Below are 15,137 nucleotides of genomic sequence, written 5' to 3' on the forward strand. Positions count from 1 at the left end.
CACGGTGCCGTGGCGTTACAGGAACGCGCGGTCATTGTGGGAGCGGGCTTGCCCGCGAAAAGGGCGACGCGTTACAGGAACGCCCGGTGCAGTTCCTCCAGCGTCTGGAAGTGATACTCCGGTTGCTCGGCACTCAGTTCCTCGAAGCTGCCGAACCCATACCCCACCGCCGCCGCGGCCAGGCCATTGCGGCGGGCGCCGATCAGGTCGTGCTTGCGGTCGCCGATCATCAGCGTATTGCCCGGCTCCAGGCCTTCCTCGGCGACCAGGTGGGCGATCAGCTCGACCTTGTCGGTGCGCGTGCCATCCAGTTCGCTGCCGTAGATCACCTTGAAGTGCCGGGCAAAGTCGAAGTGCCGGGCGATCTCGCGGGCGAAGACCCAGGGCTTGGAGGTGGCGATGTACAGCGTGCGCCCTTGTCCGCCGAGGGTTTCCAGCAGCGGCACGACGCCGTCGAACACGCGGTTTTCATAGAGGCCGGTGACCTTGAAGCGTTCGCGGTAGAAGTTCACCGCTTCCCAGGCCTTGGCCTCGTCGAAACCGTAGAACTGCATGAATGCCTGCAGCAGCGGCGGGCCGATGAAGTGTTCCAGCTTGCCCAGGTCCGGCTCGTCGATGCCCAGTTTGGCCAGGGCGAACTGGATCGAGCGGGTGATGCCCTCGCGCGGGTCGGTCAGGGTACCGTCGAGGTCGAACAGAATCGTCTGGTAGTGCATGAAATGTCCCAGTCCGTACAAAAAATGATCAGTCGGCGCGGTCGTAGCCTTCGGCGATGTGCTGGTCCTTGAGCTTTACGTAGTTGGAGGCGCTGTAGGTGAAGAAGGCCTTTTCCTTGTCCGTCAGCGGCCGCACCTGCTTCACCGGGCTGCCGACGTAGAGGAAGCCGCTGGCCAGCTGTTTGCCTGGCGGCACCAGGCTGCCGGCGCCGACGATCACCTCGTCCTCGATCACCGCGCCATCCATGACGATGCTGCCCATGCCGATCAGGATCCGGCTGCCGATGCTGCAACCGTGCAGCATGACCTTGTGGGCGATGGTCACGTCATCGCCGATCAGCAGCGGGAAACCCTCGGGATTGAAGGGCCCGGCGTGAGTGATGTGCAGCACGCAACCGTCCTGCACGCTGGTGCGCGCACCGATGCGGATGCGGTGCATGTCGCCACGGATCACGGTCAATGGCCAGACCGAACTGTCGTCGCCGATCTCGACATCGCCGATCACCACCGCCGAGTTGTCGACAAAAGCCCTGGAACCCAGGGACGGCGTGTGGTTCTGGTAGGTGCGAAGGGTCACGATAGGCACTCTCTCTGTTGCTGATAGCTGCGGTGGGCATTGATTGTAATTAAGATGACCCCATCTTTGTTCCTACATGTTTTTTCAGCCAAGGTGTCCACCGTGAGCGCGAACAACCCGCTTCTGCAGTCCTACGACCTGCCGCCGTTCTCGGCGATCCGTGCCGAGCACGTGCAACCGGCCATCGAGCAGATCCTCGCCGACAACCGCAAGGCCATCGAAGGCATCCTGCAAAGCCAGGGGAAAAATCCGAGCTGGGCCGGCCTGGTGCTGGCCATGGACGAACTCAACGACCGCCTGGGCGCCGCCTGGAGCCCGGTCAGCCACCTCAACGCGGTGTGCAACAGCCAGGAGCTGCGCGAAGCCTACGAGGCCTGCCTGCCGGCATTGAGCGCCTACTCCACCGAGCTGGGCCAGAACCGCGAGCTGTTCCAGGCCTTCGAAGCCCTGGCCAACAGCCCTGAGGCCGCCGGCTTCGACGTGGCGCAGAAAACCATCCTCGAACACTCGCTGCGCGACTTCCGCCTGTCCGGTATCGACCTGCCCGAAGCTGAGCAGAAGCGCTATGCCGAGGTGCAGAGCAAGCTGTCGGAACTGGGCAGCCGTTTCTCCAACCAGTTGCTCGACGCCACCCAGGCCTGGACCAAGCACATCACCGACGAGGCGGGCCTCGCCGGCCTCAGCGCCTCGGCCAAGGCGCAGATGGCCGCCGCGGCCCAGGCCAAGGGCCTCGATGGCTGGCTGATCACCCTGGAATTCCCCAGCTACTACGCGGTGATGACCTACGCCGAAGACCGTGCCCTGCGCGAAGAGGTCTACGCCGCCTACTGCACCCGTGCCTCGGACCAGGGCCCGAATGCCGGCCAGTTCGACAACGGCCCGGTGATGGCCGAAATCCTCGATCTGCGCCAGGAACTGGCCCGACTGCTGGGCTTTGCCAGCTTCGCCGAGCTGAGCCTGGCGACCAAAATGGCCGACTCCAGCGACCAGGTGCTGACTTTCCTGCGCGACCTGGCCAAGCGCAGCAAGCCGTTCGCCGCCCAGGACCTGCAACAGCTCAAGGCCTATGCCGCCGAGCAGGGCTGCGCCGAACTGCAGAGCTGGGACAGCGGCTTCTACGGCGAGAAGCTTCGCGAGCAGCGCTACAGCGTGTCGCAGGAAGCCCTGCGCGCCTACTTCCCGATCGACAAGGTGCTCGGCGGCCTGTTCGCCATCGTGCAGAAACTCTACGGCATCGAGATCACCGAGCAGACCGGTTTCGACACCTGGCACCCTGACGTGCGCCTGTTCGAGATCAAGGAGAACGGCCAGCACGTCGGCCGTTTCTTCTTCGACCTGTATGCCCGCGCGAACAAGCGCGGTGGTGCCTGGATGGACGGCGCCCGCGACCGTCGGCGCACCGCCGACGGCGTGCTGCAAAGCCCGGTGGCCAACCTGGTGTGCAACTTCGCTCCGGCCGACAGCGGCAAGCCGGCGCTGTTGACCCACGATGAAGTGACCACCCTGTTCCACGAATTCGGCCACGGCCTGCATCACCTGTTGACCCGCGTCGAGCACGCCGGCGTTTCCGGCATCAACGGCGTGGCCTGGGACGCGGTGGAACTGCCAAGCCAGTTCATGGAGAACTGGTGCTGGGAGCCGGAAGGCCTGGCGCTGATTTCCGGCCACTACGAAAGCGGCGAGCCGCTGCCGCAGGACCTGCTGGAGAAAATGCTCGCGGCGAAGAACTTCCAGTCTGGCCTGATGATGGTGCGCCAGCTTGAGTTCTCGCTGTTCGACTTCGACCTGCACGCCACCCATGGCGACGGTCGCAGCGTCGCGCAGGTGCTCGAGGCGGTACGCGACGAGGTCTCGGTGATGCGCCCACCCGCCTACAACCGCTTCCCCAACAGCTTTGCGCACATCTTCGCCGGTGGCTACGCGGCCGGCTACTACAGTTACAAGTGGGCCGAAGTGCTGTCGGCGGATGCCTTCTCGCGGTTCGAGGAGGAAGGCGTACTCAATGCCCAGACCGGTCGCGCGTTCCGCGAAGCGATCCTGGCCCGCGGTGGCTCCCAGGCGCCGATGGTGCTGTTCGTCGACTTCCGTGGCCGTGAGCCTTCGATTGACGCACTGTTGCGCCACAGCGGCCTGAGCGAGGACGCGGCGGCATGAGTGAGGTAGTCGTGACCAAGACCAAGAAACGCTTCATCGCCGGGGCGGTCTGCCCGGCGTGCAGCGAGCAGGACAAGCTGATGATGTGGAGCGAGGACGATGTCCCGCACCGCGAGTGCGTGGCGTGCGGCTATGCCGACACGCTCAACGAGCAGGGGCTGTCGGTTCCGAAGGAACTTGGCACGCGGGTCAACACGCCGGCGGCGAAGGTCGCCGACAAGACGGTCCAGACCGTGCAGTTCTTCCCCAATCCCAAGCTGAAAAAGCCGAGCGAGTAATCCGCGCCGCCGGCCCTATCTATGTAGGTCCAGCGCCAGGCTCATGCCACATAGGCTCGCTCCTTGAGTGGCCCCTTCCGGGGCCGCGTCTTTCAAGGAGTGAACCATGGGTATCTACAACCCGCTGCTGCACCATTGCGGCGAACTGCCGCCCTACTCGTCCGTGCGTGCCCATCACCTGGTCCCGGCGTTTCTGCAGGTGCGCAACGAGGCCCGCAGCACGATCCAGGCCATCCTCATCAGCCAGCGCGAGCTGCCCACCTGGGACGACTTCGTGGTGCCGCTCGACGTGCTCGGTGCGCGCATGGCCTGGTATGTCGGCACGCTCCTGGCCCTGTCACGGTCGCGCTCCGGGGACAAGTGGAACAAGGCGTTCCTGCGCTGTTCGCGGATCGAGGTGCAGTTCGATCAATTGCTCTGGGGCAACGCGCAATTGCATGCCCTGTATCGGAAGCTGGCGACCAGTGCGCAGGCCAGGCACTTCAGCCGTCCGCGGCAGGTGCTGCTCGAGAGGGTCCTGCAACGCTATCGCCTGATGGGCCAGGAACTGTCGGTCGAGCAACGCCAGCGGTTCCGGGAACTGGGCGAGACGATCGATGAGCTGCGCCAGCGCTTTCTCAGTAATGTCGCCGCCGCCTCCCGCTGTGCCAGCTGGCAGATCGGTGTAGAGGAGGAGGCGCTGCTGGACGGAGTGTCCGCCCACGACAAGGCGGCCATGGCCCGCTATCGGGACAAGACGCTGCTGGGCTGGCAGGTCGACATGAGCGATCCGGAACTGGTCAGGACGATCATGACCGATGCCCGTGCATCGGCCTTGCGCGAGAAGCTCTACCAGCGTCGTGGGGCCCTGGCCTCCGACCAGGGCCTGCCGGACTGCAAGACCTTCGACAACAGCGTCGTGCTCGAACAGTTGCTCAGGCTGCGCCTGGAACAGGCGCGGATGCTGGGCTTTGGCAGTTCCGCCGAACTGGCCCTGCAACGCCTGTCGGTACGCGATACGTCCCGTGTGCTGTGGTTCCTGCACCAGCAGATCGCGAACAAGGCTCCCGACTGGATCACGCAGCGAGCGGAGCTGGTCGCGCTGGCCCCCGATTCGGCGGTAAAGCCCTGGGACTACTCGTTCTACGGGCAGCAGGTACGCCTCAACGGCGGAGCACTGGGTGAGGACGAGTTCCGCAGCCATTTCAGGCTCGAACGGGTCCTGGAAAAGATGCTGGACCTGCCCACGCGGCTGTTCGGCATCGAGTTCGTCGAGCGCCAGGAGGTCGACACCTGGCACGCGAGCATTCGCACCTTCGAGGTTCGCGAGGGCGGGCAAACCCTCGGCTATCTGTTCCTCGACCTGTTCAACCGCGCTGAAAAGCTGTTCAAGTCCGCCTCCACCTTTTCCCTCGGGCATCGCCTGCTGTCGGTCGAAGGGCGTGAGGTGAAGGTGCCGGTGGCGGTGCTGTCCTGTGCCCTGCCAGCCAATGGCACCGACGAGCCGGTGTTGCTCAAGCATGGGCAGCTGCGCACGCTGTTTCATGAGTTCGGACATTGCCTGCACCAGTTGCTCGACCCCTCGGAAACCTGGCAACTGTCGTGTATCGAGCATTCGGGCCTGGATGTCCGGGAATTCTTCTCCCGGCTGATGGAGCGTTGGAGCTACAGCGTCGATTTCCTGGTCGACATGAGCCGTCATCACCAGACCGGAGCCAGTCTGTCCGCCGACCAGGCCCGGCGCCTGCGGATCTTCCTGGAAAGCCAGGCCTGGCTGCACGACAGCGCGCAACTGATGTATTCGGGGGCGGACTTCTTCCTGCACCTGCTCCAGCCGGTCGATGCCGAGCACATCCGCCTGTTGATGAAGGAAAACCTCGCCCATTGGCCCAGACCCATGCACGAGCGCTTCATCTACTCCTTCACCCACCTGGTCACGGGTTACGAAGCGCGCTATTTCACTTATCTCTGGGGCTTGGAGCTGGCGACGGAGGTGTTTGCCCGCTTCGAGGAAAAAGGCCTGTTCGATGCGGTGGAGGGGCGTCGCCTACGCGCCGAGCTGTTCGCGCCGGCGGCCACCCGCGCGCTGACGGATTCCGTGGCGGCCTTCCTGGGACGGCCGGCGAAAGCCGCCATGCGCGACTCGAGCGACCCGGCGTTCGTCGACCTGATGAAGCGGTTGGCCAAGGTACAGAGCGGGGAAACCGATGACCGGGACAGCGGTACCGGAAGCGACCCCGCACAGCCGGTCCAGCCCCGCTCGGTGCCGGCCTGGGCGGCCATGATGTTCGGTTCCGCGCTGAAGACGCCGCGGGCGAGTGCCGCCCCGGCGCCGAACTCAGTGGGTGTCGGTCGAAGCTGACTTGAACCAGTTCTGCACATTGCAGGTGGCGAACGGGCTGGTGCTGCAATCGCCATTGGCCAGGGCCGTACGCAGTTTGTCGATATCGGCCTTCATCATGTAGCGAATGCCGTCCTTGTGGTGGGAACTTTCGCCGAACCCACCCTGGGTCATTTCCGCCAGCGCGTCCTCCTTGCTCCAGCCCTGCACGACCACCCGGTACATGGCGGCCATCAGGCCGGTACGGTCGGAACCGTGCTTGCAGTGCATCAGCACCGGGCCCTTGCCTTCCGCGTCCTTGATCGCCCGAAGGGCGGCCAGCACGTCGGCGTCATCGACGTGGTTGGTGCGATAGGGCAATTGCACCTGCTTCACGTTGGGGGTCGACAGCCAGCTGGCGTCCGACTCCGGCAGGAAGTTGATCACCGTGCCGATCTTCAGCTTCTCCAGGATCGGCAGGGCATCGGCGTCCGGCAGGGCGCTGCGGTAGAGCGTCGGGCTCATCTGGTTCAGGTTGTACTTGTCGCCGACCGGCTGAGCCCACTGCGGCGGGCGGACGAAACCGCTGTCGGCGGCCTGGGCCTGGGCGACCAGGAACAGGCTGCTCAGGGCGATGCACAGGATCGAGAGTGTGCGAGTGATGGACATGACAGATGACCCGAGAGAGAGGGGAGACTGACACGCAGCATGACCGGCGACGGATCAAAAGCCTGTGAGGTTCATGTCAAAGTTTTGTTGCCTGGGTGAGCCGCCGGGCGGTGCTAGGCAGATCGAGTTCGCTCGATTACTGTATATAAATACAGTCAAAGGGTTCTGCCGATGTCCACCCCTCTCCCGCCGCGCGGCCGTGGCACCGCGAGCAATCCGCACAACCGCTTCGCGCCGAACCGCTCGGTGATCGAGGACGACGGCTGGCACCAGGAGGTGCCGCCGACCCAGGGCACCGAGGTGCGCATCGAGACGGCGAAGACCATCATCACCCGCAATGCCTCGCCCGACCTGCCCTTCGACCGCTCCATCAACCCCTATCGCGGCTGCGAACATGGCTGCATCTACTGCTATGCCCGGCCCAGCCATGCCTACTGGGACATGTCGCCGGGGCTGGATTTCGAGACCCGCCTGATCGCCAAGAGCAACGCGGCGACGGTACTCGAGCAGCAACTGTCGAAGCCTGGCTACCGTTGCGCGCCGATCAACCTGGGTTCCAACACCGATCCGTACCAGCCGATCGAGCGCGAGCACCGGCTCACCCGGCAGACCCTCGAAGTGCTGTTGCGCTACCGGCATCCGGTGACGATCGTGACCAAGGGGGCGCTGATCCTGCGCGACCTCGACCTGTTGGTGGAGCTGGCCCGGCAACGGCTGGTGGCGGTCATGATCAGCCTGACCACCCTGGACGACGAACTCAAGCGCATCCTCGAACCCCGTGCCGCCGCACCCAAGGCTCGCCTGCGGGCGATCCGGGTGATGTGCGAGGCGGGTATCCCGGTCGGCGTGCTGTGCTCGCCGATGATTCCGATGATCAACGACAGTGAACTCGAAAGCCTGCTGGCCCAAGCGCATGCCGCAGGGGCCCGGAGTGCGGCGTACATGATGCTGCGCCTGCCGCTGGAGGTGGCGCCGCTGTTCGAGGAGTGGCTGGCGGCACACTACCCGCAACGGGCGGCGCATGTCCTGAGCCTGATTCGCCAGAGCCGTGGCGGCGAACTCTACGACAGCCGCTTTGGTGCGCGCATGCGTGGCGAAGGGCCATTCGCCGACCTGCTGGCCCAGCGTTTCGCCAGGGCGCTCAAGCGACTGGGGCTGGATCGACGGGAAGGGTTCAACCTCGACTGCAGCCTTTTCTGCCCGCCGGGAGCGCAGATGTCGCTGCTCTGACGTAAGCTTTGAAGGAGCAATACCCTGGAATTTCTCATCGCAAGGACGCCGCCAGAGTGCCCTGGGGCGATGTGGAACGCCCGTCCTAGAGCCTCTGATTCAGTTTGAGTTAAGTTTCCACGGTTATGGTGACCGGGCCTGCCTTTTTGCAGGTAGTGTTCAAGGAATCGGGCGTACTGACCCGAAGAACGCTGGCCCTGAGCAAGCCAAATCAGGAAAATCCCCTTAAATCCGCCAGAAAAGAGGATGAATCATGAGTGACAAGGATAAACAGCCGCTGGCTGCGTCGGCTTCAGTGCTCCCCGAGACCGAAAGCGCCGATGCAGCATTGCAACATATCGTCGATGGTTTTCTGCGTTTTCACCATGAAGTCTTTCCGCAGCAGGAAGAGCTTTTCAAGAAACTCGCCACGGCCCAGGCTCCCCGGGCCATGTTCATCACCTGCGCCGACTCGCGCATCGTTCCCGAACTGATCACCCAGACCGGTCCTGGCGATCTGTTCGTCACCCGTAACGTCGGCAACGTCGTGCCGCCCTACGGCCAGATGAACGGTGGTGTGTCCACGGCAATCGAGTACGCCGTGCTGGCCCTCGGCGTGCAGCACATCATCATCTGCGGCCATTCGGACTGTGGCGCCATGCGCGCGGTGCTCAATCCCCACACCCTGGAAAAGATGCCCACGGTAAAGGCCTGGCTGCAGCATGCCGAAGTGGCGCGGACCATGGTCCACGACAACTGCAATTGCGCCGACGAGCGTGAAAGCATGCACGTGGTGACCGAAGAAAACGTGATCGCCCAACTGCAGCACCTGCGCACCCACCCTTCGGTGGCCTCGCGCATCGCCAGTGGCCATCTGTTCATCCATGGCTGGGTCTACAACATCGAAACCAGCGAAATCAAAGCCTACGACGCGGATCGGGGTGATTTCCTGCCCCTGGATGGCACCCATCCAATCCCCAGCGCGACGCCAAAGGCCCGTTTCTAGACCTTTTCCCGCCAATATTCGCCCTTTTGACGGCATTTGGCGCCGTCAGAGGGGATCGATATTGCCGGGACGGGGCACTTAAGCCTAAAGCTTTTCCCAATCGATAGGGTTCTGCCATGACTGCCACAGAGCGGTCTGGCTTTGCCATGCCTGAAGAAAACCTCAGGAGATTCGTCATGCGTGCTGCGCAACTGAAAGCTGTTTTACCCCGGGAGCTGCTGGCTTCCGTGGTGGTGTTCCTGGTCGCCCTGCCGCTGTGCATGGGGATCGCCATCGCCTCCGGCGTGCCGCCGGCCAAGGGCCTGATCACCGGCATCATCGGTGGCCTGGTGGTCGGCTGGCTGGCCGGTTCGCCGCTGCAGGTCAGCGGTCCGGCGGCGGGCCTGGCGGTGCTGGTGTTCGAGCTGGTGCGCCAGCACGGCCTCGCCATGCTCGGGCCGATCCTGCTGCTGGCCGGGCTGCTGCAACTGTTGGCCGGGCGCCTGCGCCTGGGGTGCTGGTTCCGGGTCACGGCGCCGGCGGTGGTCTACGGGATGCTCGCCGGGATCGGCGTGCTGATCGTGCTCTCGCAGATCCATGTGATGTTCGATGCCTCGCCCCTGCCTTCGGGTCTGGCCAACCTGCTGGGCTTTCCCCAGGCCCTGGGCCAGGCGCTGCCGATGGTCGGCGACGGTATCGGCTGGCAGGCCGGCCTGCTGGGCCTGCTGACGATCCTGGTGATGTGGTGCTGGGAGAAGTTCAAGCCGCAGCGCCTGCGCTTCGTACCGGGTGCCCTGCTCGGCGTAGGCCTGGCGACACTGGTGAGCATCGGCCTGGCCTTGCCGGTGCGGCGCGTGGAGGTACCGGACAACCTGGCCGAGGCCATCGACTGGCTGCGCCCGGCCGACCTGCTCAACCTCGCCGATCCGGCAATCCTGATCGCCGCCTTTGCCGTGGCCTTCATCGCCAGTGCCGAGACCCTGCTCTCGGCGGCGGCGGTCGACCGCATGCACGACGGACAGCGCTCCGATTTCGACCGCGAGCTGTCGGCACAGGGGGTTGGCAACATGCTCTGTGGCCTGCTCGGCGCGTTGCCGATGACCGGGGTGATCGTGCGCAGTTCGGCCAACGTCCAGGCCGGTGCCCGCACCCGGCTGTCGACCATGTTCCATGGCCTCTGGCTGCTGGCGTTCGTGCTGCTGCTGGCGAGTGTGCTGCAGAGTATTCCGGTGGCGAGCCTGGCCGGCGTGCTGGTGTTCACCGGGCTGAAGCTGGTCGACCTCAAGGTCTTCCGTAGCCTGGGACGCTATGGCCGGATGCCGATGTTCACCTATGCCGCGACGGCCCTGGCGATCGTTTTCACCGACCTGCTGACGGGGGTGTTGATCGGCTTCGGCCTGACCCTGGCGAAACTGGCCTGGAAGGCTTCGCGACTGAAGGTCAGCCTGGTCGACCTGCCGGGTGAAGGGGAACAGGAACTGCGCCTGACCGGGGCGGCGACCTTTCTCAAGGTACCGGCACTGACCCAGGTATTGTCGCAGGTGCCGCCGGGAACCACGGTGCACGTGCCGCTGAACAATCTGACCTACATCGACCATTCCTGCCTGGAACTGCTCGAGGAATGGGGGCGCGCCAACGCGGCCAAGGGCTCGCGGCTGGTGATCGAATCGCGTCGATTGAAACGGCGCTTGGAGGGTCGCCTGCGCACCACGACCGGTATCGGGTCGACAACTTAGGCTCTGTACGAAATACATCTGTGCTCGCCCAGGCTGCGTTGAAAACCGGCTCGCAATGCTCATTGACTCCAGTCAACTGCGCTTGCTCGCCGGTTTTCGCCTTGCCTGGCCTTCGCTCGAAAGCATTTCGTACAGACCCACGGTGCGCAGCGGCAAGGTCAGGCGGCGGGCTGTTCCAGTTCCAGCTCGACGCCCAGTTGGCGGGACAGGCAAGGCCAGCGTTTCCACGCCGCTTCCGTGTCCGGGCTGTTGAGGCGGTCGCGGTAGGCTTCCACCGACTCGAGCGCAAAGCTCTCTTCGTCGAGCATTTCATCGACAGCGTGATGCACCGCTTCATCCAGTTGGTTGGCGAATGCTTCGCCGATCAACTGGTGGGCGATCAGGTTGGCCACGGTGGTGTTCAACGGGATCAATGACTGGCCGAAATGCACGATGTACAGGTCATTCACTTCCTCCACCAGGCGATGCGCCAGGTACGCCTCGTCCAGCAGGCTGTCGAGGCCGACATGGCCTTCGAGGATGCTCGGTGGTTGCAGGAAGAACTGCTCGGCGATTTTCAGTACCGGCTTGATCTGCGACTCGATACCCGCTTCGCGGGCGACCGAGTTGGCGGCATCCAGCAGGTCGGGGACCAGGTCGATGTAGGCGGTTACAAAGCGGGTCATGACTCCCGTGGCATCTATCTCCGGTAATTGGATGGCAGGGTGCAGGTGTGGCAGTTGAACTTCCAGTTGTCGGGTCAGTTGGCCGGTTTCGGCTTCGTGTTGATGGGCTTTTTGTATTTGCTCGCGCAATGCGGCGGTGTTCATGAAGACTCCAATGGGTATTACAAAGGGAAAAAGGGAGACCATAAGGTAGCTGGGTTATAAAAGCTGTTAAGACGTATTTGTAATAATTATTTCATGGTTATATGTCTGCGTTATATTGATTTGCCATCATTCCGCTCCAGGCCACGCCGTTCGTGGCGTTCAGCAAAATGACAGGTTCATTTTTTCTATCGCGTTGCGTGGTCCCGGTCGCTGTCTATACTCGGTTTTGTACGGAGTTAGCTGATGACGTCCGGCTTTATGTATCGGCAAGACCGAATGGTCCGCGTGCGTAGTCCGACCATTCCCCTTTGCCCCAGGTGAAAGCCGACGGGATAACAAGAACGATAAGGGGAACGCGCAATGATGCGACATCCACGGGTCTGGATGGGCCTGCTGTTGTGGTCGTTATTCAGCCAGGCGCAAGCGGCCTGGACCACGAATATGACGCAGGGGGCGACCGAGGTCAGTCACGCGGTCTTCGACCTGCACATGACCATCTTCTGGATCTGCGTGGTGATCGGCGTCATCGTCTTCGGGGCGATGTTCTGGTCGATGATCATCCATCGCCGCTCCACCGGCCAGGTCGCCGCCCGATTCCATGAAAGCACCACGGTGGAGATCCTCTGGACCATCGTGCCGCTGCTGATCCTGGTGGCCATGGCGATTCCGGCCACCGCCACGCTGATCAGGATGTACGACACCAGCGAATCGGACGTGGACATCCAGATCACCGGCTACCAGTGGAAGTGGCACTACAAGTACCTGGGCCAGGACGTCGAGTTCTTCAGCAACCTGGCCACGCCCCAGGAACAGATCCACAACCAGACGGCCAAGGGCGAGCACTACCTGCTCGAGGTCGACCAGCCGCTGGTACTGCCGGCCGGGGTCAAGGTGCGCTTTTTGGTGACCGCCGCCGACGTGATCCATTCCTGGTGGGTGCCCGCGTTCGCGGTCAAGCGCGACGCCATCCCCGGGTTCGTCAACGAGGCCTGGACCAAGGTCGACAAACCCGGCATCTACCGCGGCCAGTGCGCCGAACTGTGCGGCAAGGACCACGGCTTCATGCCCATCGTCGTCGAGGTGAAGTCCCGTGCCGACTACGATGCCTGGCTGGCCGATCGCAAGGCCGAGGCCGCCAAGCTCAAGGAACTGACCAGCAAGGAATGGACCCTCGACGAGTTGGTGGCCCGTGGCGACAAGATCTATCACACGACCTGCGTGGCCTGTCACCAGGCCGAGGGCCAGGGCCTGCCACCGATGTTCCCGGCGCTCAAGGGTTCGCCGATCGCCACCGGGCCGAAGGAAGACCATCTGCATCGGGTGTTCTACGGCAAGCCTGGCACGGCCATGGCGGCCTTCGGCAAGCAACTGTCGGAAGTCGATATCGCCGCGGTCGTCACCTACGAGCGCAACGCCTGGGGCAACAACAAGGGCGACATGGTCACGCCGAAAGACGTGCTGGCGCTGAAACAGGCAGAAAGCAAATGACCGGGCCTATCGCGTTCCCCGGCCGCCGGGTTCAAACCTCTGCAGGAGACAGGACATGAGTGCTGTGATCGATGACCATGGTCACGCCGGTGACCACGCCCACGGTCCCGCCAAGGGCCTGATGCGCTGGGTGCTGACCACCAACCACAAGGATATCGGCACGCTGTACCTGTGGTTCAGCTTCGCCATGTTCCTGATCGGCGGCTCGTTCGCCATGGTGATCCGCGCCGAGCTGTTCCAGCCCGGGCTGCAGATCGTGCAGCCGGCGTTCTTCAACCAGATGACCACCATGCACGGCCTGGTGATGGTCTTCGGCGCGGTGATGCCGGCCTTCGTCGGCCTCGCCAACTGGATGATCCCGCTGATGATCGGCGCGCCGGACATGGCCCTGCCGCGGATGAACAACTTCAGCTTCTGGCTGCTGCCGGCGGCGTTCGGCCTGCTGGTCTCGACCCTGTTCACCGCCGGTGGCGGGCCGAACTTCGGCTGGACCTTCTATGCGCCGCTGTCGACCACCTACGCACCGGAAAGCGTCACCTACTTCATCTTCGCCATCCACCTGATGGGCATCAGCTCGATCATGGGCGCGATCAACGTGGTCTCGACCATCCTCAACCTGCGTGCCCCGGGCATGACGCTGATGAAGATGCCGCTGTTCGTCTGGACCTGGCTGATCACCGCCTTCCTGCTGATCGCGGTGATGCCGGTGCTGGCCGGCTGCGTGACCATGATGCTGATGGACATCCACTTCGGCACCAGCTTCTTCAGTGCCGCCGGCGGCGGCGACCCGGTGCTGTTCCAGCATGTGTTCTGGTTCTTCGGTCACCCCGAGGTGTACATCATGATCCTGCCGGCCTTCGGTGCCGTCAGCGCGATCATCCCGACCTTCTCGCGCAAGCCGCTGTTCGGCTACACCTCGATGGTCTACGCCACGGCGAGCATCGCCTTCCTGTCGTTCATCGTCTGGGCGCACCACATGTTCGTGGTCGGCATCCCGCTGGTGGGCGAACTGTTCTTCATGTACGCGACCATGCTGATCGCGGTGCCGACCGGGGTGAAGGTGTTCAACTGGGTCAGCACCATGTGGCAGGGCTCGCTGACCTTCGAGACGCCGATGCTGTTCGCCGTGGCGTTCGTGATCCTGTTCTCCATCGGTGGCTTCTCCGGGCTGATGCTGGCGATCGCCCCGGCGGACTTCCAGTACCAGGACACCTACTTCGTGGTGGCGCACTTCCACTACGTGCTGGTGCCGGGGGCGATCTTCGGCATCTTCGCCTCGGCCTACTACTGGCTGCCGAAGTGGACCGGCCACATGTACGACGAAACCCTGGGCAAGCTGCACTTCTGGCTGTCGTTCGTCGGCATGAACCTGACCTTCTTCCCGATGCACTTCGTGGGCCTTGCCGGCATGCCGCGGCGGATTCCCGACTACAACCTGCAGTTCGCCGACTTCAACATGGTCTCGTCAATTGGCGGCTTCATGTTCGGTACCACCCAGTTGCTGTTCCTGTTCATCGTCATCAAGTGCATCCGTGGTGGCCCGGCGGCACCGGCCAAGCCGTGGGATGGTGCCGAGGGCCTGGAGTGGAGCATTCCTTCGCCGGCGCCGTACCACACCTTCACCACGCCACCGGAAGTGAAGTGACGGGGAGGATCGTCCCATGAGCGATTCGGTTTCACTCAAGCGCCTGATCACCCGGCTGTTGCTGGTGGTGGTGGCGATGTTCGCCTTCGGCTTCGCCCTGGTGCCGATCTACGACGTCATGTGCAAGGCGTTCGGCATCAATGGCAAGACCGCCGGCCAGTACGAGGGTGAACAGGTGGTGGATGCGTCACGCCAGGTCGGCGTGCAGTTTCTCTCCACCAACGCGGTGGACATGGTCTGGGAGTTCTATCCCAAGGCCGACCGGATCGACGTTCACCCCGGTGCGGTGAACGAGATGATCTTCGTCGCCTACAACCCTACCGACCGGGTGATGAAGGCCCAGGCGATCCCGAGCATTTCGCCAGGCGACGTGGCGGTGTACTTCCACAAGACCGAGTGCTTCTGCTTCACCCAGCAGACGCTCAAGCCCGGCGAGCGGATCGAGATGCCGGTGCGTTTCATCGTTGATCGCGACATGCCCAAGGACGTGAAGCACCTGACGCTGGCCTACACGCTGTTCGACATCACCGCCCGCAACCCACCCGTGGCCCACACGGGCGGGTAGGCCAGTC

The 15,137-nt window shown here is 63.5% G+C and carries 13 protein-coding genes; 9 read left to right on the top strand and 4 right to left on the bottom strand.

What is annotated here, in order from left to right:
- Positions 1-71: 71 nt before the first annotated feature.
- Together HU752_RS01285 and HU752_RS01290 are read right to left on the bottom strand one after the other, a co-directional pair.
- The gene (locus HU752_RS01285; RefSeq protein ID WP_017902545.1) at positions 72-716 is read right to left on the bottom strand and encodes an HAD family hydrolase; all 645 of its coding nucleotides are present in this window, start codon (positions 714-716) and stop codon (positions 72-74) included.
- A gap of 28 nt (positions 717-744) precedes the next feature.
- Positions 745-1,293 (bottom strand): gamma carbonic anhydrase family protein, encoded by a 549-nt coding sequence (locus HU752_RS01290; protein WP_186686844.1) that lies wholly within the window; start codon positions 1,291-1,293, stop codon positions 745-747.
- A 54-nt stretch (positions 1,294-1,347) separates the two neighbouring features.
- Between HU752_RS01290 and prlC the strand changes: the two genes are divergently transcribed.
- The 3 genes from prlC (at position 1,348) to HU752_RS01305 (ending at position 6,066) form a co-directional block, all read left to right on the top strand.
- Positions 1,348-3,447: an oligopeptidase A gene (gene prlC / locus HU752_RS01295; protein ID WP_186686847.1), complete on the top strand. Its 2,100-nt coding sequence runs from the start codon at positions 1,348-1,350 to the stop codon at positions 3,445-3,447.
- Positions 3,444-3,725 carry a YheV family putative zinc ribbon protein gene (locus tag HU752_RS01300; protein WP_186686850.1) on the top strand — a complete coding sequence of 94 codons (282 nt, stop codon included), beginning with the start codon at positions 3,444-3,446 and terminating at the stop codon, positions 3,723-3,725. Before prlC ends, HU752_RS01300 begins: the two co-directional genes overlap by 4 nt.
- A 106-nt stretch (positions 3,726-3,831) precedes the next feature.
- Positions 3,832-6,066, top strand: a complete 2,235-nt coding sequence (locus tag HU752_RS01305) for a M3 family metallopeptidase (protein ID WP_186686852.1) — start codon at positions 3,832-3,834, stop codon at positions 6,064-6,066.
- Here the strand turns inward: HU752_RS01305 and HU752_RS01310 are convergent.
- Positions 6,043-6,693: a phosphatase domain-containing protein gene (locus tag HU752_RS01310; RefSeq protein ID WP_186686857.1), complete on the bottom strand. Its 651-nt coding sequence runs from the start codon at positions 6,691-6,693 to the stop codon at positions 6,043-6,045. The two genes, HU752_RS01305 and HU752_RS01310, sit on opposite strands and share 24 nt — an antisense overlap.
- 171 nt (positions 6,694-6,864) lie before the next feature.
- Here HU752_RS01310 and HU752_RS01315 point away from each other — a divergent pair, with 171 nt between their 5' ends.
- From HU752_RS01315 to HU752_RS01325, 3 genes are all read left to right on the top strand, one after another.
- Entirely contained in the window at positions 6,865-7,923 is a 1,059-nt protein-coding gene (locus tag HU752_RS01315; protein WP_186686859.1) for a PA0069 family radical SAM protein, read from the top strand.
- 253 nt (positions 7,924-8,176) lie between these two features.
- Positions 8,177-8,908, top strand: coding sequence for a carbonic anhydrase (locus tag HU752_RS01320; RefSeq protein WP_186686862.1), 732 nt, complete (start codon positions 8,177-8,179; stop codon positions 8,906-8,908).
- Positions 8,909-9,084: 176 nt separating this feature from the next.
- Complete coding sequence (locus tag HU752_RS01325; protein ID WP_186686865.1) at positions 9,085-10,623, top strand: SulP family inorganic anion transporter; 1,539 nt, start codon at positions 9,085-9,087, stop codon at positions 10,621-10,623.
- 158 nt (positions 10,624-10,781) lie between these two features.
- On the opposite strand, the gene HU752_RS01330 is transcribed toward HU752_RS01325, so the two are convergent.
- Positions 10,782-11,432, bottom strand: coding sequence for a hypothetical protein (locus HU752_RS01330; protein WP_186686867.1), 651 nt, complete (start codon positions 11,430-11,432; stop codon positions 10,782-10,784).
- A gap of 360 nt (positions 11,433-11,792) precedes the next feature.
- Here HU752_RS01330 and coxB point away from each other — a divergent pair, with 360 nt between their 5' ends.
- From coxB to HU752_RS01345, 3 genes are read left to right on the top strand one after another with little or no spacing between them, the layout of a single operon-like run.
- On the top strand, positions 11,793-12,920 hold the full coding sequence (gene coxB / locus HU752_RS01335; RefSeq protein WP_186686869.1) for a cytochrome c oxidase subunit II: 1,128 nt from the start codon (positions 11,793-11,795) through the stop codon (positions 12,918-12,920).
- A 55-nt stretch (positions 12,921-12,975) separates the two neighbouring features.
- Positions 12,976-14,565: a cytochrome c oxidase subunit I gene (gene ctaD / locus HU752_RS01340; protein ID WP_186686870.1), complete on the top strand. Its 1,590-nt coding sequence runs from the start codon at positions 12,976-12,978 to the stop codon at positions 14,563-14,565.
- Between the two features lie 16 nt (positions 14,566-14,581).
- Positions 14,582-15,130: a cytochrome c oxidase assembly protein gene (locus HU752_RS01345; RefSeq protein ID WP_186686872.1), complete on the top strand. Its 549-nt coding sequence runs from the start codon at positions 14,582-14,584 to the stop codon at positions 15,128-15,130.
- Positions 15,131-15,137 lie beyond the last annotated feature (7 nt).

Origin of the sequence: Pseudomonas vanderleydeniana, from assembly GCF_014268755.2 — a bacterium.
GTDB classification, from domain to species: domain Bacteria; phylum Pseudomonadota; class Gammaproteobacteria; order Pseudomonadales; family Pseudomonadaceae; genus Aquipseudomonas; species Aquipseudomonas vanderleydeniana.